19 protein-coding genes are annotated in these 23420 nt (G+C 65.6%); 6 read left to right on the top strand and 13 right to left on the bottom strand.

Translation table 11 applies throughout. The features are described 5' to 3' along the window. Positions 1-41 precede the first annotated feature (41 nt). The 4 genes from gabD to CCOS191_RS28305 all read left to right on the top strand — a co-directional run bounded on the left by gabD (position 42) and on the right by CCOS191_RS28305 (position 5339). Positions 42-1484 (top strand): NADP-dependent succinate-semialdehyde dehydrogenase, encoded by a 1443-nt coding sequence (gene gabD / locus CCOS191_RS00930; RefSeq protein ID WP_046853707.1) that lies wholly within the window; start codon positions 42-44, stop codon positions 1482-1484. Positions 1485-1667: 183 nt separating this feature from the next. After that, on the top strand, positions 1668-2945 hold the full coding sequence (gene gabT / locus CCOS191_RS00935) for a 4-aminobutyrate--2-oxoglutarate transaminase (protein WP_046853708.1): 1278 nt from the start codon (positions 1668-1670) through the stop codon (positions 2943-2945). Between the two features lie 136 nt (positions 2946-3081). Next, complete coding sequence (locus CCOS191_RS00940; RefSeq protein WP_046853709.1) at positions 3082-4419, top strand: response regulator; 1338 nt, start codon at positions 3082-3084, stop codon at positions 4417-4419. Between the two features lie 140 nt (positions 4420-4559). Continuing rightward, positions 4560-5339, top strand: coding sequence for a hypothetical protein (locus CCOS191_RS28305; protein ID WP_231867465.1), 780 nt, complete (start codon positions 4560-4562; stop codon positions 5337-5339). Between the two features lie 6 nt (positions 5340-5345). Here CCOS191_RS28305 and CCOS191_RS00950 read toward each other — a convergent pair whose 3' ends face one another. Further along, positions 5346-6335, bottom strand: a complete 990-nt coding sequence (locus CCOS191_RS00950) for a GGDEF domain-containing protein (protein WP_046857663.1) — start codon at positions 6333-6335, stop codon at positions 5346-5348. A gap of 141 nt (positions 6336-6476) precedes the next feature. Continuing rightward, on the bottom strand, positions 6477-7661 hold the full coding sequence (gene desA / locus CCOS191_RS00955) for a delta-9 fatty acid desaturase DesA (protein WP_046853710.1): 1185 nt from the start codon (positions 7659-7661) through the stop codon (positions 6477-6479). A 150-nt stretch (positions 7662-7811) separates the two neighbouring features. Here desA and dibA point away from each other — a divergent pair, with 150 nt between their 5' ends. Next, complete coding sequence (gene dibA / locus CCOS191_RS00960; RefSeq protein WP_046853711.1) at positions 7812-9707, top strand: phosphodiesterase DibA; 1896 nt, start codon at positions 7812-7814, stop codon at positions 9705-9707. A gap of 63 nt (positions 9708-9770) precedes the next feature. Here the strand turns inward: dibA and CCOS191_RS00965 are convergent, their stop codons facing one another. From CCOS191_RS00965 to CCOS191_RS00995, 7 genes are all read right to left on the bottom strand, one after another. Further along, positions 9771-10415 carry a methionine ABC transporter permease gene (locus tag CCOS191_RS00965; protein ID WP_023632119.1) on the bottom strand — a complete coding sequence of 215 codons (645 nt, stop codon included), beginning with the start codon at positions 10413-10415 and terminating at the stop codon, positions 9771-9773. Beyond that, a complete protein-coding gene (locus CCOS191_RS00970) occupies positions 10405-11514 on the bottom strand; it encodes a methionine ABC transporter ATP-binding protein (protein ID WP_046853712.1) in 1110 nt (369 codons plus the stop codon). The genes CCOS191_RS00965 and CCOS191_RS00970 overlap by 11 nt, the downstream gene beginning before the upstream one ends. Position 11515: 1 nt before the next feature. After that, positions 11516-12316, bottom strand: a complete 801-nt coding sequence (locus tag CCOS191_RS00975) for a MetQ/NlpA family ABC transporter substrate-binding protein (RefSeq protein ID WP_046853713.1) — start codon at positions 12314-12316, stop codon at positions 11516-11518. Continuing rightward, positions 12309-13700 carry an LLM class flavin-dependent oxidoreductase gene (locus tag CCOS191_RS00980; protein WP_046853714.1) on the bottom strand — a complete coding sequence of 464 codons (1392 nt, stop codon included), beginning with the start codon at positions 13698-13700 and terminating at the stop codon, positions 12309-12311. Before CCOS191_RS00980 ends, CCOS191_RS00975 begins: the two co-directional genes overlap by 8 nt. Beyond that, the gene (locus CCOS191_RS00985) at positions 13700-14881 is read right to left on the bottom strand and encodes an SfnB family sulfur acquisition oxidoreductase (RefSeq protein ID WP_046853715.1); all 1182 of its coding nucleotides are present in this window, start codon (positions 14879-14881) and stop codon (positions 13700-13702) included. The genes CCOS191_RS00980 and CCOS191_RS00985 overlap by 1 nt, the downstream gene beginning before the upstream one ends. A 136-nt stretch (positions 14882-15017) precedes the next feature. Beyond that, on the bottom strand, positions 15018-16259 hold the full coding sequence (locus CCOS191_RS00990; RefSeq protein ID WP_046853716.1) for an SfnB family sulfur acquisition oxidoreductase: 1242 nt from the start codon (positions 16257-16259) through the stop codon (positions 15018-15020). Between the two features lie 250 nt (positions 16260-16509). Continuing rightward, complete coding sequence (locus CCOS191_RS00995; protein WP_046853717.1) at positions 16510-17490, bottom strand: NADPH:quinone oxidoreductase family protein; 981 nt, start codon at positions 17488-17490, stop codon at positions 16510-16512. Positions 17491-17647: 157 nt separating this feature from the next. Here CCOS191_RS00995 and CCOS191_RS01000 point away from each other — a divergent pair, with 157 nt between their 5' ends. Further along, positions 17648-18049 (top strand): flagellar basal body-associated protein FliL, encoded by a 402-nt coding sequence (locus tag CCOS191_RS01000; protein WP_046853718.1) that lies wholly within the window; start codon positions 17648-17650, stop codon positions 18047-18049. Here CCOS191_RS01000 and CCOS191_RS01005 read toward each other — a convergent pair whose 3' ends face one another. The 4 genes from CCOS191_RS01005 to CCOS191_RS01020 all read right to left on the bottom strand — a co-directional run bounded on the left by CCOS191_RS01005 (position 18050) and on the right by CCOS191_RS01020 (position 23383). Next, the gene (locus CCOS191_RS01005; RefSeq protein ID WP_046853719.1) at positions 18050-19159 is read right to left on the bottom strand and encodes an ABC transporter permease; all 1110 of its coding nucleotides are present in this window, start codon (positions 19157-19159) and stop codon (positions 18050-18052) included. 1 nt (position 19160) lies between these two features. Next, entirely contained in the window at positions 19161-21884 is a 2724-nt protein-coding gene (gene rbbA / locus CCOS191_RS01010; RefSeq protein ID WP_046853720.1) for a ribosome-associated ATPase/putative transporter RbbA, read from the bottom strand. Next, positions 21881-22840: an HlyD family secretion protein gene (locus CCOS191_RS01015; RefSeq protein WP_046853721.1), complete on the bottom strand. Its 960-nt coding sequence runs from the start codon at positions 22838-22840 to the stop codon at positions 21881-21883. The genes rbbA and CCOS191_RS01015 overlap by 4 nt, the downstream gene beginning before the upstream one ends. A gap of 93 nt (positions 22841-22933) precedes the next feature. Then, complete coding sequence (locus CCOS191_RS01020) at positions 22934-23383, bottom strand: EVE domain-containing protein (protein ID WP_046853722.1); 450 nt, start codon at positions 23381-23383, stop codon at positions 22934-22936. Positions 23384-23420: the final 37 nt, after the last annotated feature.

Genomic DNA, 23420 nt, shown 5'->3' on the forward strand with positions numbered 1-23420 from the left:
GCCTTTTCAACAATCAAAATTCGCAGTAAAGGGAAGCCGACATGCAGCTCAAAGACGCTCAGTTGTTCCGCCAGCAGGCCTTCATCAACGGTGAATGGCTGGATGCGGACAGCGGTCAGACCATCAAGGTGACCAACCCGGCCACCGGTGAAGTCATCGGCAGCGTGCCGAAGATGGGCGCCGCCGAGACCCGCCGCGCCATCGAGGCCGCCGACAAGGCACTGCCGGCCTGGCGCGCACTGACTGCCAAGGAGCGTGCCGGCAAGCTGCGCCGCTGGTTCGAGCTGATGATCGAGCACCAGGACGACCTGGCCCGCCTGATGACCACCGAGCAGGGCAAGCCGCTGGCCGAAGCCAAGGGCGAGATCGCCTATGCCGCCTCGTTCATCGAGTGGTTCGCCGAAGAAGCCAAGCGCGTCTACGGCGACGTCATCCCTGGCCACCAGCCGGACAAGCGCCTGATCGTCATCAAGCAGCCGATCGGTGTCACCGCCGCCATCACCCCGTGGAACTTCCCGGCCGCGATGATCACCCGTAAAGCCGGCCCGGCCCTGGCCGCCGGTTGCACCATGGTGCTCAAGCCCGCTTCGCAGACCCCGTACTCCGCCCTGGCCCTGGTCGAGCTGGCCACCCGTGCCGGCATCCCGGCTGGCGTGCTGAGCGTCATCACCGGCAGCGCCGGCGAAGTCGGCTCCGAGCTGACCGGCAACTCCCTGGTGCGCAAGCTGTCGTTCACCGGCTCGACCGAAATCGGTCGCCAGCTGATGGAAGAGTGCGCCAAGGACATCAAGAAAGTTTCCCTGGAGCTGGGCGGCAACGCGCCGTTCATCGTGTTCGACGACGCCGACCTGGACAAGGCGGTCGAGGGCGCGATCATCTCCAAGTACCGCAACAACGGCCAGACCTGCGTCTGCGCCAACCGTATCTACGTGCAGGACGGCGTCTACGACGCCTTCGCCGAGAAGCTCAAAGCCGCCGTGGCCAAGCTGAAGATCGGCAACGGCCTGGAAGAAGGCACCACCACTGGCCCGCTGATCGACGGCAAGGCTGTCGCCAAGGTTCAGGAGCACATCGAGGACGCCGTCGCCAAGGGCGCCAAGGTGCTGTCCGGTGGCAAGCTCATCGAAGGCAACTTCTTCGAGCCGACCATCCTGGTCGATGTGCCGAAAACCGCCGCCGTCGCCAAGGAAGAGACCTTCGGCCCGCTGGCGCCGCTGTTCCGCTTCAAGGACGAGGCCGAAGTCATCGCCATGTCCAACGACACCGAGTTCGGCCTGGCCTCGTACTTCTACGCCCGTGACATGAGCCGCGTGTTCCGCGTCGCCGAGGCCCTGGAATACGGCATGGTCGGCATCAACACCGGCCTGATCTCCAACGAAGTCGCGCCGTTCGGTGGCATCAAGGCCTCGGGCCTGGGCCGCGAAGGTTCCAAATACGGTATCGAGGACTACCTCGAGATCAAATACCTGTGCATCAGCGTCTGATCACCAGGTAAGCGGTTTTACCTCTGCCAGCGGGGCGCGAGAGCGACGTCTCGCTGGCCTTTTTGACATAGCGGTACCCGGTGGCCAGGGCATGCGTGACAGTCGATCAACGAATACTGTGCACGCCTGCGTCCAGCCACCCCCGAATAAAAGCGCCGCAGAACCGGCGCAATTGAGGGCACTATGAGCAAGACCAACGAATCCCTGATGCAACGTCGTGTCGCCGCCGTCCCACGTGGCGTTGGCCAGATCCACCCGATCTTCGTCGATACCGCGAAGAACTCGACGGTGATCGACGTTGAAGGCCGCGAACTGATCGACTTCGCCGGCGGCATCGCCGTACTGAACACCGGCCACCTGCACCCGAAAGTGGTCGCGGCCGTGCAAGAGCAGCTGACCAAGGTCAGCCACACCTGCTTCCAGGTGCTGGCCTACGAGCCTTACGTCGAGCTGTGCGAGAAGATCAACAAGCTGGTACCAGGCAACTTCGACAAGAAGACCCTGCTGGTCACCACCGGCTCCGAAGCCGTTGAAAACGCCGTGAAGATCGCCCGTGCCGCCACCGGCCGTGCCGGCGTGATCGCCTTCACCGGCGGCTACCACGGCCGTACCATGATGACCCTGGGCCTGACCGGCAAGGTCGTGCCGTACTCCGCCGGCATGGGCCTGATGCCAGGCGGCATCTTCCGCGCCCTGTTCCCGAGCGAACTGCACGGTGTCAGCGTCGACGACGCCATCGCTTCGGTCGAGCGCATCTTCAAGAACGACGCCGAGCCGCGTGACATCGCCGCGATCATCCTCGAGCCGGTACAAGGCGAAGGCGGCTTCCTGCCTGCGCCGAAAGAACTGATGCAGCGCCTGCGCTCCCTGTGCGACCAGCACGGCATCCTGCTGATCGCTGACGAAGTGCAGACCGGCGCTGGCCGTACCGGCACCTTCTTCGCCATGGAGCAGATGGGCGTCGCGCCTGACCTGACCACCTTCGCCAAGTCCATCGCCGGCGGCTTCCCGCTGGCCGGTGTGTGCGGCAAGGCCGAGTACATGGACGCCATCGCCCCGGGCGGCCTGGGCGGCACCTACGCCGGTTCGCCGATCGCTTGCGCCGCAGCCCTGGCGGTGATCGAAGTGTTCGAGGAAGAGAAACTGCTGGATCGCAGCAAGGCCGTTGGCGAGCGCCTGACCGCCGGCCTGCGTGAAATCCAGAAGAAGCATTCGATCATTGGCGATGTCCGTGGCCTGGGCTCGATGATTGCCGTGGAAGTCTTCGAGAAAGGCACCCACACCCCGAACGCCGCCGCCGTTGCCCAGGTGGTCGCCAAGGCGCGTGACAAAGGCCTGATCCTGCTGTCCTGCGGCACCTACGGCAACGTCCTGCGTATCCTGGTACCGCTGACCGCCGAAGACGCCCTGCTGGACAAGGGCCTGGCCATCATCGAAGAGTGCTTCGCCGAACTGGCCTGAAATATGTGACACGTTTCAGAAAAAAACCCGCCTCGGCGGGTTTTTTTGTGCCGTTCGTAGGCATCAGGCGCTAAGGTTGTACGAGGAATCCGTGGAAGCTGCGATGGATCGCGCGTCATTTTCTGGAGACTCGCTCATGAGCGCTGCCGACCCCCTACCCCCTTGCGTGCTGATTGCCGAGGGTGACCCCTGGGTACGCGACATGCTTAGCGAAATGCTGCTCAGCGTGCGCTGCGATGCGCGCTTGCAGGTTTGCGCCGATGGCTCGCAGGCGCTGAGCGCGCTGGCGAGCAAGCCAGACCTGATCATTGCCGCCCGCGAACTCGCCGGCCTCGATGGCCTCGACCTGCTGCGCAAGGTGCGCGCCAAGGGCGACAGGCCTGGATTGCCATTTATCCTCATGAGCGATCGCACTGACAGCGCCAGCGTGCGCGAGGCCGTGCCACTGCAGCCCACTGCGTACCTCAGCAAGCCGCTCGACCTGGACAACCTGCGCAAGCGCCTGGAAAACCTGCTGCTGGAGGTGGGCGAGCAGATTGCCTGCCCGGTGCCGCCGCTGCAGCCCGGCGTGCAACTGCCGGCGTACCTTGAGCAACGCCGCGCCAGCGCCGATGGCGGCCCGCTGTTCGCCGATGTGCAGGTGGCGATCAAGCGTGCCCTCAACCCCCATGGCCTCAACCTCAAGGTGCTCGAGGAAGAGGTACGCAACGACCCGCAGATCACCGGCGTGCTGATCGCTGCCGCCAACAGCGCCGCCCTGCACCGCGAAGCGCCGGTGCAGACCTTGCTGCAGGCGCTGAACAAGCTTGGCAGCACCCAGAGCATGAACCTGATCCTCGGGCTAACGCTCAAGCGCAGCGCGAGGTTGAGTGACCCCTTGTTGGCGCGGCATGCCGCGCACTACTGGAACCTTTCGCTGCATGCCGCCGACTACGCACGCACCCTGGCGCGCATGCTCGAAGTGGACGAAGGGCGCTGCTACTGCGCGGGTCTGTTGCATTGCCTGGGCGACCTGGCGGTACTGCGCACCTTGCAGGAGTGGCGACTGGCCGGCGGCGAGCTGGACGAGGACCAGGTGGAGCTGTCGCTCAACGAGTTCGGCGCACCGTTCGGTTCGGCCCTGCGCACCCGCTGGCGCTTGCCGCTCGATCTGCGCGAGCTGATCGCCGCGGTGTATCAACTGGGTGGCGGCGTCTACTCCCGGGAGATCCTGGCGATGAACCTGGCCGGGCAACTGTCGCGACTCAGGCCCAGCGAGGGGCTGGAGAAGATCGCCAGCAGCAAGACGGCGCGGTTGCTCAAGCTGGGATTGCCGGAGTTGTCGCGGCTGCGCAAGGTGGATCCGGAGGCGCTGGCACGGGAGGAGGCCGAGCGTCTGGTGGCGGAAGCTGCTGCGAGCGAGCCGGAGGTTGCCCCGGTTATTGCGCCGGCTACTGATGCAGGCCCGGCCGAAGATGAGGAGCGCCAGGCTTGATCAGCGCGCCGCCGGGATTGCATCAGGCTTGGGAGCATTCCTACAGATATTGCGGACGGTTGTTCGTATCCAGAGAAGTCCTTCAGGCGTAGCTTTCCCTCCACTCCAACAACGGAATGGCAGGAAGGTTGCGGCTGAAGATGAGCACGTACAGACACCGTGGTCTGCGCTATCAGGTCTTTCGATCGCAAGCGCGAAAGCTGGCCCAGGAAGCATTCTGCAAGAGCCAACGTGCGCCCAGACCTGGACTTGATGTCGACAAGGTATGTTTCGAACCTATTGGTCACAGGGCTTTCGAGGCTTTTCAGGGCTGGGGCGAGCAGACCCACCACTTTCCTTGGGAGGAGGTGCCGCGATGGACGGACTTCGACCTCAAAGGCTTCGACCTGTCGTTGTGGTCTGCGCGAGAGCTCTGTGGGCTCTGCTATGCCAGCCCCCGGCGGAGCAGGCGCTGCATCAAGATCATCCTGCTGGAGGGCAAGCCGGGCCCGGAGAACCCATTGAGGGGGCTGGTGGCGTCACTGTCGTTGTTGGCGGTTGCAGAGTACGCAAGGATGCTCAAGTACTCGCGAATTGAGGTTCAACAGCCGGACCCGGGGGCCGAGCCCCTGTACCAGTCGCTTGGCTTCGCTCGCGATCCAGGCGGAAGTCTCGTGATATCCGTTGCGGCAATGAGCCCGCAACGTACTTTCCACATCTCGGAGGTGCCTGTGAGCTATTCGAAAGATTCCAAGAGGGCTGCACTGATCAAGCGCTACACGGCCCAGGCTATTGCTCTGGCGGGTGAAATCACCGATCAGCAACGACATTTTCTCGAAGTTGGATTCAAGGAAGGTCTGGAGAAAGAGCCAGAGGGGATACTGGCTGGGCCACGTAGCGGGCCGATCGATTATGAATGGAGTGCCTCAGCCGCGAAGTGACCCGCTTCAGCCTTTCACGATCTGGTTCTTGCCCTGGCGCTTGGCACGGTACATGGCCGCATCCGCCCGGGCGAACAGGTTGTCGAGCGTTTCATCCTCATCTTGCAGCCCGGTCAGCCCCTGGCTTACGGTAACTCCGTAGGTCTGCTCTCCATGGCTGAAGCTCAACCGCTGGATTTCCCGCTGCAACCGCTCGGCAATTTGTTCGGCCACCTGTGCGGTGCAACCGGGGAACACGGCGGCGAACTCCTCTCCCCCTATGCGCCCGAACTGATCGCCCCGACGTAGCACGGCCTTGCCGCTGTCGGCGATGCGCTGCAGTACCTGGTCACCTTCCTGGTGACCATAGCTGTCGTTGATGTGCTTGAAATCGTCGATGTCCAGCAGCAGGAAGGCCATCGGCGTGCCGTCCTCGCGGGCGCTGTCGAAGGCCTGCTGAGCGCACTCGAAGAAATGCCTGCGGTTGCTGCTCTGCGTGAGCACATCGGTGGTGGCCAGACGCTGCAACTCACCTTCGAGCTGCTTTTTCTCGGTGATGTCCTCGGCGATACCGACGATGATCACCCGCTGGTCACCCTCGCGCTGCTGGTTGATATAGCACTTGTCGCTGAGCCAGCGCACCTCGCCGGCGGCGTTGAGGATGCGGTACTCGCGGTCCTCGACGGTACCCTTGACCAGCACCTGGGCCAGGCTGCGCTCGGCGTACTCCAGGTCGTCCGGGTAGATGGCGTCGCGCCATTCGTTGTAGTCGGCCAGCACCAGGCTGGCCGGACGGCCGAAGATGCGTTCGTAGGCGGGGCTGACGTAGAGCACCTGGCGGGTTTCCCAGTCAAAGGCCCAGAGCACGGCGTTGACGCTGTCGAGCAGCGAGCTGTACAGCTGTTCGCGTTCGCTCAGGCGGGCCACTTCGCCTTGAGCGTGCAACAGGGCAAGCAGGGTTTGAGCAGCTTCGGGGCGCGGGGTGCCGGTAGAAGTGGGTGGGAGATCTTTGGCCATGAGCACGGAACGGTTCTCGACGATGGGCGTGCGGCCACGGTCCGGCCCGCCACGCGGGCGATATGCCGGATTTGAGTCGATTGCAGGGGGGTAAGTTCCGGTCGGCACGCCCCGCTGCGGGGCATGCCGATCAACGGTGGCTCAGGCGCCGTTGGGGCGCAGCGAGTAGGTCTTGAGCTGGGCGGCAAAGTCACGCAGCGACTGGATGCCACTGGCCTCGGCCTCGTGTACCCAGTCCTTCATGGCGGCGAGCATGTCGTGGCCGTTGGCGCTGGTGCGCGCCCAGATCTGCTGCAGCGCCAGGCGCTTTTCGTAGATGGTCTTGAGTGCCTGGCTGTGGGCCAGCAGCGACTCGATGCGCACGTGGTGGCGATCCTGCAGCAGGCTGGTTTCCCGCGAGAGCAGGCGCTTGGCACGGCGGAAGCGGTGGCGTACCGAAGTATCGACCTTGTCCAGCTCCTGCTTGACCAGCGGGCCGATCACCAGCTTGCGGTACTGGGCCATGATCTGGAAGCGGTTGTTGAGGATGGCCATGGCGGTGTCCATGTCCAGCGATGCCTTGCCCTCCACCCGGTGGGCAATGGGCGCCACGCGTTGCACCTTGGCCAGGCGCAGCATGCTCAGCAGGCGGATCCACATCCAGCCCATGTCGAATTCCCAGCGGCGTACCGAGAGCTTCGCCGAGTTGGGATAGGTGTGGTGGTTATTGTGCAGCTCCTCGCCGCCAATGATGATGCCCCACGGCACCAGGTTGGTGGCGGCGTCGCGACATTCGAAGTTGCGATAGCCCACGGCGTGGCCCAGGCCATTGACCACGCCGGCGGCCCAGAACGGGATCCACATCATCTGGATCGCCCAGATGGTGATGCCGATGGTGCCGAACAGCAGCAGGTCGATGACTGCCATCAGCGCGATGCCGCCGAGCTTGTAGCGGGTGTAGAGGTTGCGCTCGATCCAGTCGTCCGGGCAGTTCTTTCCGTAGATGCGCAGCGTCTCCTCGTTGCGCGCTTCTTCCCGGTACAGCTCGGCGCCCTTGCGCAGCACAGTGCCCAGGCCCTTGTGCACCGGGCTGTGCGGGTCGTCGGGGGTTTCGCACTTGGCATGGTGCTTGCGGTGGATGGCGGTCCACTCGCGGGTGTTCTGCGCCGTGGTGAGCCACAGCCAGAAACGGAAGAAATGCTTGAGGCCCGCGTTCAGCTCCAAGGCGCGGTGGGCCGAGTAGCGGTGCAGGTAGATAGTGACGCTGACGATGGTCACATGGGTCATCAGCAGGGTGACGGCGACCAGTTGCCAGGCCGACAAGTCGAGCAGACCGTAATACCACATAACGGGAAATACCCTCGGAAAACAGGCGGAACAACGCTGGCATTATCCTTTGGCGGGGAAATAAAACCAGTCGCGCTTTTGGATAGGAAGTCACAGGGTGTTTCAGCCCCTATAATGCCCCTTCTTTTTTCATGGGCTCATCCACCCGACATGTCTGTTTCCGTTCGCGACGCCTTGCGCATGGCCGGGCTTTACGTGTTGCTTTCGATTCTCTGGCTGGCGCTGTCCGAGCTGGTCCTGCACGGCATGACCGAGGACCCGCTGGCCCTGGCCGTGGGGCGACAGATCAACGTCGTGCTCTGGGTCTTGCTCAGTGCCGCGCTGATCTTCGTTTCCCGCGCGCGCCTGCTCGATTTCATCGGCATCGGCGCCCGCCTGCGCAGCGAGGACCGCGAACGCCTGCGCATGGCCGCGGCGGTGTTCGACAGCACCCTGGAAGGGGTGCTGGTGACCGATCGCAACGGCCTGATCGTGCACGTCAACCGGGCGTTCATGCGTATTACTGGCTACCAGCAGGAAGAAGTCATCGGTCAGCGTCCGAGCAAGTTCAAGTCCGGGCGGCATGGCGCGCCGTTCTACCAGCAGATCTATGCCGCGCTGGCGGAGCAGGGCGAATGGAGCGGAGAAATCTGGAACCGCCGTAAAAGCGGGGAGATCTACCCGCAATGGCAGACGATCTGTGCCATTCGTGACGACAGTGGTGACCTCAGCCATTACGTCGCGGTGTTCAGCGACATCAGCGTGATCAAGCACACCGAGCAAGAGCTGGCCTACCTTGTCCATCACGACCCGCTCACCGGCCTGCCCAATCGCCTGCTGTTCAATGATCGCGCCATGCAGGCGATGGCCGCGGCGCAGGCCAACAAGCGTGGCTGCGCCTTGCTGCTGCTCGACCTTGACCACTTCCAGAGCATCAACGATGGCCTCGGCCACACCATTGGCGACCAACTGCTCAAGCTGGTTGGCGAACGCCTGCGCGAGGTGCTGGGCAACGGCGTGACCCTGGCGCGCCTGGGGGGCGACGAGTTCGGCGTGCTGGCCGAGAGCTGCCAGCAGGTCGGCCAGGCCGGCAAGTTGGCGCAATCGATCATCGAACGCTTGAAAGAACCGTTCTGCTTCGAGGGTAACCGCCTGTTCATCAGTGCCAGCATCGGCATCAGCCTGTTCCCCAACGATGCACTGAGCGCCGAGCAGCTGCTGCGCAACGCCGATTCGGCGCTGTTCAAGGCCAAGAGCAATGGCCGCGCCTGCTATGCGCTTTACACCGAGGAGCTTACCGCCCATGCCCAGCAGCGAGTCGAGACCGCCGGTGAATTGCGCCGGGCGCTCGAACAGCAGGAACTGCGGGTGTTCTTCCAGCCGGTGCACGACCTGTTCACCGCGCGGATGATCGGCGTCGAGGCGCTGGTGCGCTGGCAGCACCCTGTGCGTGGCCTGGTTCCTCCAGGGGAGTTCATCCCCATCGCCGAGCGTACCGGGCTGATTGCCGAAATCGACGCCTGGGTGTTGCGCCAGGCGTGTACGCAGATGATGCAGTGGCAGGCCGAAGGGCGGCAGCTGGCGTTCGTGGCGGTGAACATCTCCAGTCGCCTGTTCAGCCAGCGTGACCTGTACCGCCAGGTGGCCGATGCGCTGCACGATACCGGGCTGGATCCGTCGCTGCTCGAGCTCGAAGTGACAGAGAGCGCGGTGATGGAAGACCCCGAGGTCGCCCTGGAACAGCTGCATCGCCTGCGCGAGCTGGGCGTGACCTTGGCCATCGACGATTTCGGCACAGGCTATTCGTCATTGCTGCGACTCAAGCGCATGCCCGTGCAGAAGCTGAAGATCGATCAGGGTTTCGTCGCGGGTTTGCCCCATGACGAAGATGACATCGCCATCGTGCGGGTGATCATCGCCCTGGCGCGGAGCATGGGCATGCAGGTGCATGCCGAGGGCGTCGAGCAGGCCGAGCAGGCGCGCTTCCTGCTGGAGCAACAGTGCCAGCTGGGGCAGGGGTACTGGTTCGGGCGGCCGGTGCCGGCGGCGGAGCTGCACTGGGGCTGAGATCGTATCGCGGGGCAAGCTCACGTCCACTGGTCGTGGGAGCGGGCTTGCCCTGCGATAGGTTCAACGCTTGTTCAAACCTTTGGCCAAACGGTCTCCACCCAGCTGGATCACCGCCACCAGCGCCACCAACATCACGATCACGGTCAGCATGATCTGGCTGTCGAAGCGCTGGTAGCCGTAGCGATAGGCGATATCCCCCAGGCCTCCGGCACCGATCGCCCCGGCCATGGCCGAGGAGTTGATCAGCGTCACCAGGGTGATGGTGAAACCGCCAACGATCCCCGGCAACGCCTCGGGCAGCAGCACGTGCCAGACGATGTGCCAGCGCCGGCAGCCCATGGCCTGTGCCGCTTCGATCAGGCCGTGGTCCACCTCGCGCAGGCTGACCTCGGCGATGCGCGCGAAGAACGGCGTGGCGGCGATGGTCAGCGGCACCACGGCGGCCCACACGCCATAGGTGGTGCCGACCACCAGGCGGGTGAAGGGGATCAGCGCGACCATCAGGATCAGGAACGGGATCGAGCGGAACAGGTTGACGATGGCGCCCAGCACCCGGTTCAGCGCGGCGGCCTCGAAGATCCCGCCCTTGTCGCTGGTGACCAGCAGCACTGCCATCGGTACCCCGACGACCAGCGCGACCAGCGAGGACACGCCGACCATCAGCAGGGTGTCGAGCAAGCCTTGCAGCAGGCGATCAATCCACATGGCCGAGTACCTCCACATCCACGGCCCAGCGGCGGGCGCGTTCGAGCAACTGGTGGGTGTCCAGCGGCGAGCCGCGCACGGCCAGGATCAGTTGCCCCAAGGCATGCTCGCCGATGGTCTCGACGCCGCCCTGGAGCAGCCGCACGCGTCCGCCCAGATCGCTGAACAGGGCGCTCAGCTCCGGCTCGCCCACCAGGTCGAGCTTGAGCACCACAGCCGCGTCGCGGCTGATCGGCTGGGCACGCAGACTGGCTTGCAAGGCGGCCGGCAATTTGGTCTGCAGCGGTGCGAGCAGGGTACGGGTGACGTCGTGGCGCGGTGTGCCGAACACTTGCCAGACCTCGCCCTGTTCGACGATCTCGCCCCGCTCGAGCACCACTACGCGCTGGCAGATATCGCGGATCACCGCCATCTCGTGGGTGATCAGCACCACGGTCAGGCCCAGGCGTTGGTTGATGTCGCGCAGCAGCTCGAGGATCGAGGCAGTGGTTTCCGGGTCCAGCGCGGAGGTGGCTTCGTCGCACAGCAGGATCTCGGGGTCATGCACCAGCGCCCGGGCGATGCCGACGCGCTGCTTCTGCCCGCCCGACAGTTGCGCGGGGTAGACATGGTGCTTTTCCGCCAGGCCGACGAGTTCCAGCAGCTCGCGGACCTTGCGCTGGCGTTCGGCCTTGGCCACGCCGGCCACCTTCAGCGGCAGCTCGACGTTCTGCCACACGGTCTTGGCCGACATCAGGTTGAAGTGCTGGAAAATCATGCCGATGCGCCGGCGCAAGGTGACCAGGCGGTCCTCGTCGAACGGCGCGATATCCACCTGGTCGATCAGCACCCGGCCCTGGCTGGGCTGTTCCAGGCGGTTGATGGTGCGCAGCAGCGAAGACTTGCCGGCACCGCTGCGGCCGATGATGCCGAAGATCTCGCCGCGGCGGATGTTCAGGTCGATGCCTTGCAACGCCGGCTGGACCTGGCCCGGATAGGTCTTGCCCAGGCCGATGAAGCGGATGTGTGCCTGGTTCACTTCAGGGCGCAGGGCCGTTTCCTCGGCCTTGAACGGTTCGACGGGCGGGATGGGCGCCCTCAGGGCGCTGGCCTGGGCCATGTCAGCCTTCCCAGCCGGCCTGGTAGAGCTTGCCGTGGGCCTTGTCGAGGGCGGCGCGCACGACCGGCGAGTGTTGGTAGATATCGACGAACTTGGCCAGGCGCGGGTCGTTTTTCTCCTGTGGGCGGATAACGAACTGGATCACGTACTCCTTGTTCTCCAGGCCGTCGAACAGCAGCGCCGAGGTGGCGTCAAAGGTGTTGGCCAGGCGGATGTACGCCGGGTAGCCCTGCACCAGGTCGGCGTCGTCATAGGCGCGCACCAGCTGCACCGCTTCTACCTGGAGAATTTTGATCTTCTTCGGGTTGGCGATGATGTCGTCCTCGGTGGCCTTGTAGCCCACGCCCTGCTTGAGGGTGATCAGGCCGGCCTTGGCCAGCAGCTGCAGGCCACGGCCGCTGTTGATCGGGTCGTTGGCGATGGCCACGCTGGCGCCTTCGGGCAGCTCGGCAAAGCTTTTGTACTTTTTCGAGTACAGCCCGACGTTGTTGATGATCCCCGGTGCATAGGGGACCAGGTTGAAGCCGGCGGCGGCCTTGGCGTTTTCCAGGAAGGGGATGTGCTGGAAGTAGTTCACGTCGATGTCGCCGCTGTTGAGGCTGACATTCGGCGCGATCCAGTCGCTGAATTCGATCAGCTTCACTTCCAGGCCTTGTTTTTGGGCTTCTGCCACCGCGGCTTCCAACGGGATGGCGAAGGCGGCGGTGGTGCCGATCTTCAGTGGCTCCGCGGCGAAGGCAGCGGCGGACAGGCCGAGGCCCAGGGCGATGGCCGCGACGGGCCGGAACAATTTTTCAAGCATGGTGCAGGGCTCCAGTCGGGGCAGGGGTGGGGGTGTTGCGGTAGGAGGATCCGGGATGGTCGGAGGGCAAGTGCGGATGGTCGCTGGCGAACAGCTTCTCGCGCAGGGTGCCTTCGGCGTAGCCGGTCTTGTAGCGGCCACGGCGTTGCAGTTCGGGTACTACCAGGTCGATGAAAGCCTCGAAGCTTTCCGGGGTGACGGTGCGGGTCAGGTTGAAGCCGTCCAGGCCGGTGTCGTCGAGCCAGCCGATCAGTTGCTCGGCTACCTGCCCGGGGTCGCCGACCAGGGTCACGTAGCGGCCGCCCAAGGCGTGCTGCTCCAGCAGGCGGCGGCGAGTCCAGGCGCTGTCCTGCAATTGGCGGGTGGCGGACTGGATCGCATTGCCCTTGGCGAAACCGATGGGTTCGTCCAGTTCGTAGCGTGAGAAATCGATACCGGTGGAGCTGGCGAAATGCGCAACACCTGCCTCGGCGCTGGCGTAATGCAGGTACTCGGTATGCAGGGCGCGGGCTTGGTCTTCAGTTGCGGCAACGATCACGGTGATGCCCATGAATACCTTGACCGCCTGCGGGTCGCGACCAGCGGCTTGCGCCGCTGCGCGCACCTTGTCGACCTGGGCGCGGGTGGCGGCCTTTTCCTGGCCGCTGATGAACACGCATTCGGCATGGTTGCCGGCAAAGGCCAAACCGCGCGCCGAACTGCCGGCCTGGAACAGTACCGGTGTGCGCTGCGGCGAAGGCTCGCACAGGTGATAGCCCTCAACCTTGTAGAACTCGCCATGGTGCTCGACCTTGCGCACCCTGTCCGGCCGCGCATACACGCGCTGCTCGCGGTCGGCGACCACGGCATCGTCGGCCCAGCTGCCTTCGAGCAGCTTGTACAGTACCTGCAGGTACTCGTCGGCCTGGTCGTAGCGGCGGTCGTGCTCGGGTTGCTGTTCCAGCCCCATGGCCCGGGCGGCACTGTCGAGGTAGCCGGTGACGATGTTCCAGCCGACCCGGCCGTTGCTCAGGTGGTCGAGGGTGGAGAGGCGCCGGGCGAACAGGTAAGGCGCTTCATAGGTCAGGTTGGCGGTGAGGCCAAAGCCCAGATGCCTGGTAACGGCGGCCATGGCCGAGACCAGCAGCAGCGGGTCGTTGACCGGCAGCTGGATCGACTCCTTCAGCGTCACGTCCAGCGACTGGCCATAGACATCGTAGGTGCCGACGATATCGGCGATGAACAGCCCATCGAACAGCCCCCGCTCCAGCAGGCGGGCGAGGTCGGTCCAGTAGTCGAGGGTCTTGTACTGGGTCGAAGTGTCCCGCGGGTGGGTCCACAAACCGTGGTTGATGTGCCCGATGCAGTTCATGTTGAAGGCATTGAGCAGGATCTGCTTGGCCATCAGATGGTCCCTCGGCGCGGCGGCTTCTCGTCGTTGAGGTAGTAGTTGCCGATGGCGTGGTACTTCCAGCGCACCGGGTCGTGCAGCGTGTGCACCCGGGCGTTGCGCCAGTGGCGGTCGAGGTTGTGCTCGGCCAGGGTGGCCTGGCTGCCGGCCAGCTCGAACAGGGTGGTGCCGGCGGCCAGGGAGATCTCGGTGCTGATTGCCCGGGCCTCGGCGACGGCAATCGAGGCGGCGGCCAGGGTCTCGGCGTTGCTGTCGGCCTGGGCGATGTCGAGGATTTCACCCGCGCGTTCGAGCAGGGCCTCGGTGGCATGCAGGCGGATTGCCAGATGACCGAAGCTCTTCAAGGTGAGCGGGTCGTCGCTGGCCTTGTCGAGGCCGGAGTCGATCCAGGGTCGGCTGCGGGTACGCACGAAGTGCAGGGCGTCCTCGTAGGCGGCGCGGGCGATACCGGTGTCGATCGCGGCATGGAGGATCTGCGCCAGCGGGCCGACCGTGGTCGGGCGCTCGAAGGCGCTCTGGAACGGCACCACGTCTTCGGCGCGGACCGGCACATGGTTGAACACCACCGAGCCGCTGCCGGTGGTGCGCTGGCCAAAGCCGCTCCAGTCATCGATCACCTCGATGCCCTGGCTGTCGGCGGGCACGAAGGCCAGGTGCGATACGCCCTGCTCGTCGATCACCAGGGTCGGGATGCGCTGGGCGTAGATCGCGCCGGTGCAGTAGAACTTGCGGCCATCGATGCGGTAATGGTCGCCGTCGCGGCTCAGGCGGGTGGTGCGCTCGTGGGCGTTCTTCGTGCCGAGCTCGGCCAGGGCGTTGCCGAAGCGGCGGCCGGCGAGGACTTCGGCGTAGAGGCGTTGCTGTTGCTCGGGATTGCCGTTCACCCGCAGCACTTCCAGGGCGTAGAAGTGGTTCTGCGGGATCTGCCCGAGCGAGGCGTCGGCCTGGGCGATGCGGGCGATGACCTTGGCCAGGGTGGCGCTGGACACGCCGGCACCGCCAAAGGCCTTGGGCACGCTGATGCCCCACAGGCCGGACTGCACGAAACGTTCGAGTTCGGCATGCGGCAGACGGCGCTCGCGGTCGCGCAGGGCGCTGTCTTCGCGCAGGTAGTGGGCGAGTTCGTCGGCGACGGCCAGGGCCTGGGCGTCGGTGGTGATGATGGATGCAGTCATTGTGCTCTCCGGGCACTTGGGGCCGCTGTGCGGCCCTTTCGCCGGCAAGCCGGCTCCCACAGTGAGACTTCACAGAAATCCTTGTGGGAGCCGGCCTGCCGGCGAAAGGGCTGCACCGCAGCCCCTGGGCCGTGAATCAGATCCAGGAATGGCGGGCAGGCAGGGTGCCGTTGAGGTGGTAGGCGCCGACGGCGTGGTACTTCCAACGCACCGGATCGTGCAGGGTGTGGACCCGGGCGTTGCGCCAGTGCCGGTCGAGATTGAACTCGGCCAGGCTGGCGCGGCTGCCGGCCAGCTCGAACAGCTTCTCGCTGGCCTGCAGCGAGATCTCGGTGGTGAGCACCTTGGCTTCGGCCACGGCAATCGAGGCACGGGCCGCGGCGGCGGCATCGATCACACCGGCGTTCACTTCGTCGAGGACCCTGGCGGCCTTGCGCAGCAGGGCTTCGGCGGCGTGCAGTTCGAGCTTCAGGCGGCCGATGTCGGCGATCACATAGGGATCGTCGCTGTTGCGTTCGACCTTGGCCTCGATCCAGGGCCGGGACTTCTCCCGCACGAACTGGATCGTGTCCTCGATGGCCGCTTCGGCGATGCCGGCGTCGATGGCCGCCTGGATCAGCTGCGAGGCGGCGCCCTGGATGCTGGGCTCTTCACGCAGGCGCCAGTTGTCCACCACCAGGTCGGCGTCCACCGGCACCTGGTCGAGCAGCACGGTGCCGCTGGCGGTGGTGCGCTGGCCGAAGCCGGACCAGTCGTCGACGATGCGCAGCCCCGGGCTGCCGCGACGAACGAAGGCCAGGCGTTGCCGGCCGTCATCGTCCAGGGCTTTTACCGCTACCCAGTGGGCGTACAGGGCACCGGTGGAATAGAACTTTTCGCCACTGATGCGATAGCCGTCGCCTTCGCGGGTAATGCGCGCCTTGAGCGTCAGGGTGTCCTTGGTCCCGCGCTCGGGGCCGGCATTGCCGATGCGCCAGCCGTCGAGCACGGCGCGGAAGATCGCTTCCTGCTGCGCCTGGGTGGCGGTAAGGCGCACCAGTTGCAGGATGCCGAACTGGTTCTGCGGAATCTGCCCCAGCGCCGGGTCGGCGGCACTGATCAGGCGGAACACTTCGGCGATGGTTTCGAACGACACCTCGGGACCGCCGAAGGCCTTGGGCACGCTGATGCTGCCCAGGCCGCTGCGGGTGAACTGCTCAATCTCGGCCCATGGCAGCTTGCGCTGCTGGTCACGTTTGGCGGCCTGCTGGCGGGCCACCTCGGCCAGTTCGCGGGCGGCCTGCAGGGCCTCTTCGTCGTTGCGCAGCACCTTGGCCGGCAGCAGCAGCGGCGAGCTGTCGTGATCGCTGTGGAATCGGGTAGTTGGTTGGCTGGACATCAGTACCGCTCCTTGGCTGCACTCAATGCCCTGGCGTTATGCACTGGGGTGATTGTGATCCTGACCATTCCTAACCTCACAAAGTTGAAAGCGTCGCCTCAGCTGATGGCGACAGACGTTTGCTGGTCCGGTGGTCCGGTCGATATACCCTATTCGTTTAGAAAAAGTTTATGAACTACCGTTTAGGAATATGAATAGAAGAACTGCGGGGTCTGCCCTGTCACTGTGAGCCAGTGACAGGGCAGAAAGGTCAGCGCTGAACCGTTACCACCAGCTTGCCCGCTGCCTGGCGTTGCGCCAGACGTTCGATCGCGGCGCCGCCCTCGGCCAGCGCGTAGGTCTGCGACACCAGCGGTTTCAGCTTGCCCTCGGCATGCCAGGCGAACAGCTGGCGGAAGTTGGCGGCGTTGTCCTCCGGCTGGCGCTGGGCAAAGGCGCCCCAGAACACCCCGACCACCGCCGCGCCCTTGAGCAGCGCCAGGTTTACCGGCAACTGCGGGATCGTCCCGCTGGCGAACCCCACCACCAGCAACCGGCCGTTCCACGCCAGCCCCCGCACAGCCTGGTCGAACAACTCGCCACCGACCGGATCGTAGATCACATCCACGCCCTGGCCGCCGGTCAGGCGCTTGATCTCGTCCTTGAGGCTGGCCTGGCTGTAGTCGACCAGCTCGTCGGCCCCGGCCGCCTTGGCGATCGCCAGCTTCTCGGCACTGCTGGCCGCCGCGATCACCCGTGCCCCGAGGGCCTTGCCGATTTCCACCGCCGCCAGGCCGACGCCACCCGAGGCACCGAGCACCAGCAGGGTTTCACCGGCCTTGAGCTGGCCGCGCTGGGTGAGTGCGTGCATCGAAGTGCCGTAGGTCATGCCGAACGCGGCGGCGGTGGTGAAGTCCATGCCCGCCGGGATCGGCAGCACGTTGTAGAACGGCACCGCCACTTGCTCGGCGAAAGCGCCCCAGCCGGTCAGGGCCATGACCCGGTCGCCGACCTTGAACGCGCCGGCTTTTTCGCCAACCGCAGCCACCACGCCGGCAGCTTCCGCCCCCGGCGAGAACGGCAACGGTGGCTTGAACTGGTACTTGCCCTCGATGATCAGGGTGTCGGGGAAGTTGACCCCTGCGGCGTGCACGTCGAGGAGGATCTCGTTCTTCTTCGGCACGGGGCTGGCGACCTCTTCCAGGACCAGATCCCGCGCCGGGCCCAGGGCTTTGCACAACAAGGCTTTCATCAGGGCTATTCCTTTGCGTGTGGTGGCCGATAAGTGTAGGAGGGCCACCCCGAGGGTCAACGAGCATGGTCGGCCCTGATGAGCTGGCATAAGCCCGGGCTTGGGTTTGGCCGGCGCGCTGGGTAAGCTGGCGGCAACTGTATTGAGGAGCGAATTCGTGAAAGCGTGGATCTTGATGGTGCTGGCCCTGATGCTGCCGGCGGCGGCCATGGCCGAGGAAAAGGAAGGCGAGCCCAAGGTCGCCTATATCAGCCTCAGCCCGCCCTTCGTTGGCAACTACGCCCTCGACGGCGGCCCCAAGCTGCGCGTGTACAAGGCCGACGTCGCCCTGCGTGTGACCGGGGATGCCGCCGCCACGGCGGTCAAGCACCACGAACCGCTGATCCGCAACCAGTTGGTGGCGCTGTTCACCCAGCAGGGCGTGGACAACATGAGCAACGTCGAGGCCAAGGAAAAGCTGCGCCAGGAAGCCCTGAAACAGGTGCAGCAGGTGATGGAGTCCGAAGAGGGCAAGCCGATTGTCGAGGACCTGCTGTTCAACAACCTGATCGTGCAGTGATCAGGCGGCGAGGCTGCGGCGAAAGCGCGCCAGGGCCACGCCGAAGAACACCAGGCCGATCGCGGCCAGCGCCGCGATGTCCGGCCACACCACGCTCAGCCCAGCGTCGCGGAACAGGATCGCCGCGCCGAGGCTGACGAAGTGGGTCGAGGGCGAGCCCTGCATGACCCACTGCAGCCACTGCGGCATGCTGTCCAGCGGCGTGCTGCCCCCCGACAGCAGCAGCATCGGGATGATCACCGGGATCGCCAGCAGGCCGAACTGCGGTGTCGAGCGCGCCAGGGTGGCGAGGAAGATGCCCAGTGCCGTGCTGGCGAACAGGTACAGCGCAGTCACCCCCAGGAACAGCCCCATCGAGCCCGCCAGCGGCACGCCCAGGGCGCCCTTGACCACCACTTCCAGCGATATCCAGGTACAGGCCACCACCACCAGGGCGTTGCTGGCGATCTTCGCCAGCATGATTTCCAGTGCCGTCAGCGGCAGCACCAGCAGGTGGTCGAGGGTGCCGTGCTCGCGTTCGCGCAGCAACGCGGTGCCGGTGAGGATGATGGCCAGGATGGTGATGTTGTTGACGATCTGGATCACCGCCAGGAACCAGCCGCCTTCGAGGTTGGGGTTGAACAGCGCCTTCGGATTGAGCAGTGCCGGGCTGCTGGTGCTGCGGCCTGCGTATTCGAGCAGCTCGCGTTCGAAGATCCGCCCGATGTAGCCCGCGCCCATGAAGGCCTGGCTCATGGCCGTGGCATCGACGTTGACCTGCAGCTCCGGCGAACGCCCGGCCAGCAGGTCGGCCTGGAAGTTCACCGGCACGTTGATCACGAAGGTGTACTGGCCGCTGTCCATCGCCTGGTCCAGGCGATCCGCCGGCAGTGCCACGGCGGGCTGGAATTCGGGCGGTTGCAGCGACTCGGCAAGCTTGCGCGAGATGGCGCCGTGGTCTTCGTCGACCACTGCGACACTGGCGTTGTGCACGCCTATTACCGAACCTGCGGCAGGCATGTAGATCGCCACGCTGAACGCGTACAGCAGGAACAGCAGCAGCACGCTGTCATGGCGCAGGCTGGTTAGCTCCTTCAGGCCCAGGCGCAAGGTGTGGGAGAGCCGGCTCATTTCAGGCCTCCTGCTTTTTCAGCATGATCAGGCTCAGCCCGGTGAAGGCGGCAAAGAAGCCCAGCAGCGCCAGGCACTGCGGCCACAGCTCGCGCAGGCCCAGGGCCTTGGTGAAGGTGCCGACGGCGATGTCGAGGAAGTAGCCGGCCGGGAACAACTGGCCCATCAGCGCCGCCGCGCCCTCCAGCGACGAGCGCGGCACGATCAGCCCCGAGAACTGGATGGTCGGCAGGCTGGTGATGATCAGGGTGCCGAGGATCGCCGCGATCTGCGTGCGGGTGAACGCCGAGATCAGCAGGCCCAGGCTGGTGGTCGCCAGCAGGTAGGCCAGGCCGCCGCAGGCCAGGGCCAGCGGGCTGCCCTTGAGCGGCACGCCGAATAGCCAGCGGTTCATCGCCACCAGCAGCGCCAGGTTGACCAGGCTCACCGCGAGGTACGGCGCCTGCTTGCCGAGCAGGAACTCCAGGCGGGTCAGGGGTGTTGCGTAGAAGTTGGTGATCGAGCCCAATTCCTTTTCCCGCACGATGCCCAGTGCGGTAAGCATGGCCGGGATGAAGGCCAGGATCAGCGCCATGACGCCGGGGCCGATGGCGTTCACGCTGACCACGTCCTGGTTGTAGCGAAAGCGCGTTTCCAGGCGCACCGGCTGCTGGCGCAATACAGGGTTCGGGCCGAGTGCCGCGAGCTGTTCAAGGTTGGCCTGGTGCACGGCCTCGACATAGTTGCGGCTGGTCTCGGCGCGAAACGGCATGCCACCGTCAAGCCAGGCCGCAACCACCGGCTGGCGCCCGGCGTGCAGGTCGCGGCCAAAGCCCGGCGGGATCTCCAGGGCCAGCTTGATCTCCGAGCGCTGCAAGCGCTGGTGCAGCTGGCGGGCATCGCGGATCGGCGGCCGCTCGGCGAAATAGCGCGAGCCACGGAAGGCCTCCAGGTAGGCGCGGCTCTGCGGGCTCTGGTCCTGGTCATAGACGGCGAAGGCGAGGTTTTCCACATCCAGCGAGATGCCATAGCCGAAGATCACCATCATGAACAATGCCCCTGCCAGGGCGAAGGCCAGGCGCACCTTGTCGCGCAGCAGCTCTTTGCCTTCGCGGCTGGCTACGGCCAGCAGGCGGCGCAGACTGAAGGCCTGGCGCAGGGCGGGCGCTGGGGCAGCGGCCTGTTCCAGCGTGGCGTCGGCTTGGGTCTGGGTGGGCGCGTCCTGGGCCTGTTCGAGGCAACGCACAAAAGCGTCTTCCAGGGTGTCGCCGCCGAACTGGATTTGCAGGGCCTGCGGTGTGTCGCAGGCCAGCACCCGGCCGGCGTGCATCAGCGAGATACGGTCGCAGCGCAGGGCTTCGTTCATGAAGTGGGTGGACAGGAAGATGGTCACGCCCTGCTCGCGGGACAACTCCACCAGCAGGCGCCAGAAATCGTCGCGGGCCGCCGGATCGACGCCCGAGGTTGGTTCATCGAGGATCAGCACTTCCGGGCGGTGCAGCACCGCCACGGCCAGCGACAGGCGTTGGCGCAGGCCCAGGGGCAGGGCGCCGGAAGGCTGGTCGGCGATGGCGCCAAGGTCGAAGCGCTCGATGAGTTCGGCGATGCGCGGCGCGCTGTCGGCCTTGGCCAGGTCGAACAGGCGAGCATGCAGCTCGAGGTTCTGCCGGGCGCTCAGCTCGCCGTACAGGGAATAACTCTGGGACATGAAGCCAACCCGCTTGCGCGTGGCCAGGTCGCCGGCATCCACCGGGCGGCCAAGCAGGCTGGCGCTGCCTTCGCTGGCCGGCATCAGCCCGGTGAGCACCTTCATGGTGGTGGTCTTGCCGCAGCCGTTGGAACCGAGGAAGCCGAAAATCTCGCCGCGGCCGATGGCGAAGCTGACCTTGTTCACCGCAGTGAAGTCGCCGAAGCGCAAGGTCAGGTCGTGGGCTTCGATGGCGATCGGCCCATCATCGACCTGGCGTGGCGGAATCCGCAGCGGCTCGGGTTGCTCGCGGCCGGCCCCCTGGAAGTGGGTGAAGGCATCGTCGAGCTTGCCACTGGGCGTGGCAGCAGCCAGCTCACGGCTCAGGCCGGCAGCCAGCAGGCGACCGGCATCAAGCATCAGGCAGTGCTCGAACTGCTCGGCCTCCTCCATGTAGGCGGTGGCCACCAGCAGGGTCAGTTGCGGGCGCTGGGCGCGCACCTGCTCGACCAGTTCCCAGAAGCGCCGCCGTGACAGCGGGTCGACGCCGGTGGTCGGCTCGTCGAGGATCAGCAGGTCAGGCTCGTGGATCAGCGCGCAGCACAACCCCAGCTTCTGCTTCATGCCGCCCGACAGCTTGCCGGCCGGCCGCTCGGCGAAACGTTCGAGGTCGGTGGCGCGCAGCAGGCTGGCCATGCGTTGCTCGCACTCGGCCCGACCTAGGCCGAACAGGGTGGCAAAGAAGCGGATGTTCTCGCGGATGGACAGCTCCGGGTACAGGTTGTTGCCCAGGCCCTGGGGCATGAACGCGACCTTGGGGTACAGCGCGGTGCGGTGGCGGCGTTGGCGGATCGAGCCGCCGAGCACCTGCAACTCACCCTGTTGCAGGCGCTTGACCCCGGCAATCAGCCCGAGCAGGGTCGACTTGCCGGCGCCGTCCGGGCCGATCAGGCCGCAGCGGGTGCCGGCCGGCAGGTTAAACGCGAGGGGGTGCAGGGCCTGCAGATCGCCATAGCGGTGGCTGACGCCGTCGGCCTGCAGCGCTGTCGCCGCGTTCATTGCAGGTTGGCCGGCCAGCCCACGTCGGCGGTGCGCACGTACCCGGCGCCGGGCATACCCGGCTTGGCCTGGGGCACGGCGCTCGGCTCGGTCAGGCGCAGCTTGACCCGGAACACCAGCTTTTGCCGTTCGTCACGGGTCTCGACCTGTTTCGGGGTGAACTGCGCCTTGGCCGCGACAAAGGCGATCTTCGCCGGCAGGGCCTGCTCGGGCAGGGCGTCGAGCACGATCCGCGCCTGGTCGCCCACGGTCAGCCGGCCGGTGGTGGCGGCGGGCAGGTAGAGATTCATGTACTGGTCGCTGGGGTCGATCAGCATCAGCACCCGGCCACCGGCACCGAGCACCTCGCCAGGCTCGGCCAGGCGCAGCTGGATGATGCCGTCGATGGGGGCACGCAGGCTGCTGTCGTCGATTTCGCTGGTGAGCTGGGCGACCTGGGCCTCGGCGGCGCCAATGGCCGCCTTGATCGCCGCCAGCTGGGCGCGGGCGGCGACCACGGCAGAGGTGGCGGTGTCGTAGCGAGCCTGCTGCTGGTCGAGCAGTTGCTGGCTGGCGAACTTGCGCTGGTAGATTTCGCGCACCCGCTTGAGCTCCTGGCTGGCCAGCAGCAGTTCGCTCTGGCGCAGTTGCACGCTGGCCTGGGCGGCGGCGTAGTTCTCGCGGGCGCGCAGCACTTCGGCCTCGGCCTGGCTGCGCTGGGCCTCCATGGTGCGGGTGTCGATGCGTGCGAGCAGTTGGCCGCGGGTGACCTTGTCGCCTTCATCGACCAGCACCTCGGCCAGGCGCCCGGGGACCTTGCTGGCGATCTGCACTTCGGTGGATTCGAGGCGCCCGTTACCCATGCTCAGGCCTTCGGGCAGGCGGTCGTGAAGGGACTTCCAGTAACCCAGCCCGCCGGCCGCCAATAGCAGCAACACCAAGGCGGAGGCGAAGATTCTGGGGGCTTTTCGATTCATCGGTCTGCATCCTGCGGCTTGCACGCCTTATCCTGGCGCGACGCGCGTCCTGGCGCGTTGATATTGGTCAAACCCCTGACAATAGACGCACAATCAGCTCAGCGCGAGGATCGCCGCCCATTGTTCTGCGGTCACCGGCATCACCGACAGGCGGCTGCCCTTTTGCACCAGTGGCAGTTCCTCCAGTGCCGCCTGCTGCTTGAGCAAGCCCAGGCCGAGTACCTGGCGGAAGGTCTGCACATGCTCGACATCCACCGCGCTCCACGGGTTCTTCTCGGCGCTGGCCTTGGCATCGTGGTAGTGGCTTTGCGGGTCGAGGGCGGTCGGGTCCGGGTAGGCCGCGGCGCTGATCCGGGCAATGCCGGCGATCCCTGGTTGCGGGCAGCTGGAGTGGTAGAAGAAGAACTCGTCGCCTACGCTCATGGCCCGCAGGAAATTGCGCGCCTGGTAGTTGCGTACCCCGTCCCAACGGGCACTGCCCAGGCGTGCCAAGGCTTCGATGGAGAGCTCGTCGGGCTCGGATTTCATCAGCCAGTAGGCCATGGATGCTGCTCCTGAAAGAGTTTGAAATAACTCGTTG

Origin of the sequence: Pseudomonas sp. CCOS 191, from assembly GCF_001007005.1 — a bacterium.
Lineage (GTDB): Bacteria > Pseudomonadota > Gammaproteobacteria > Pseudomonadales > Pseudomonadaceae > Aquipseudomonas > Aquipseudomonas soli.

What these genes read in the sequence shown, in the direction of transcription:
- gabD (WP_046853707.1), top strand. Translation starts at nt 42, where the DNA reads ATGCAGCTCAAAGACGCTCAGTTGTTCCGCCAGCAGGCCTTCATCAAC.
- gabT (WP_046853708.1), top strand. Translation starts at nt 1,668, where the DNA reads ATGAGCAAGACCAACGAATCCCTGATGCAACGTCGTGTCGCCGCCGTC.
- CCOS191_RS00940 (WP_046853709.1), top strand. Translation starts at nt 3,082, where the DNA reads ATGAGCGCTGCCGACCCCCTACCCCCTTGCGTGCTGATTGCCGAGGGT.
- CCOS191_RS28305 (WP_231867465.1), top strand. Translation starts at nt 4,560, where the DNA reads ATGAGCACGTACAGACACCGTGGTCTGCGCTATCAGGTCTTTCGATCG.
- CCOS191_RS00950 (WP_046857663.1), bottom strand. Translation starts at nt 6,335, where the DNA reads ATGGCCAAAGATCTCCCACCCACTTCTACCGGCACCCCGCGCCCCGAA.
- desA (WP_046853710.1), bottom strand. Translation starts at nt 7,661, where the DNA reads ATGTGGTATTACGGTCTGCTCGACTTGTCGGCCTGGCAACTGGTCGCC.
- dibA (WP_046853711.1), top strand. Translation starts at nt 7,812, where the DNA reads ATGTCTGTTTCCGTTCGCGACGCCTTGCGCATGGCCGGGCTTTACGTG.
- CCOS191_RS00965 (WP_023632119.1), bottom strand. Translation starts at nt 10,415, where the DNA reads ATGTGGATTGATCGCCTGCTGCAAGGCTTGCTCGACACCCTGCTGATG.
- CCOS191_RS00970 (WP_046853712.1), bottom strand. Translation starts at nt 11,514, where the DNA reads ATGGCCCAGGCCAGCGCCCTGAGGGCGCCCATCCCGCCCGTCGAACCG.
- CCOS191_RS00975 (WP_046853713.1), bottom strand. Translation starts at nt 12,316, where the DNA reads ATGCTTGAAAAATTGTTCCGGCCCGTCGCGGCCATCGCCCTGGGCCTC.
- CCOS191_RS00980 (WP_046853714.1), bottom strand. Translation starts at nt 13,700, where the DNA reads ATGGCCAAGCAGATCCTGCTCAATGCCTTCAACATGAACTGCATCGGG.
- CCOS191_RS00985 (WP_046853715.1), bottom strand. Translation starts at nt 14,881, where the DNA reads ATGACTGCATCCATCATCACCACCGACGCCCAGGCCCTGGCCGTCGCC.
- CCOS191_RS00990 (WP_046853716.1), bottom strand. Translation starts at nt 16,259, where the DNA reads ATGTCCAGCCAACCAACTACCCGATTCCACAGCGATCACGACAGCTCG.
- CCOS191_RS00995 (WP_046853717.1), bottom strand. Translation starts at nt 17,490, where the DNA reads ATGAAAGCCTTGTTGTGCAAAGCCCTGGGCCCGGCGCGGGATCTGGTC.
- CCOS191_RS01005 (WP_046853719.1), bottom strand. Translation starts at nt 19,159, where the DNA reads ATGAGCCGGCTCTCCCACACCTTGCGCCTGGGCCTGAAGGAGCTAACC.
- rbbA (WP_046853720.1), bottom strand. Translation starts at nt 21,884, where the DNA reads ATGAACGCGGCGACAGCGCTGCAGGCCGACGGCGTCAGCCACCGCTAT.
- CCOS191_RS01015 (WP_046853721.1), bottom strand. Translation starts at nt 22,840, where the DNA reads ATGAATCGAAAAGCCCCCAGAATCTTCGCCTCCGCCTTGGTGTTGCTG.
- CCOS191_RS01020 (WP_046853722.1), bottom strand. Translation starts at nt 23,383, where the DNA reads ATGGCCTACTGGCTGATGAAATCCGAGCCCGACGAGCTCTCCATCGAA.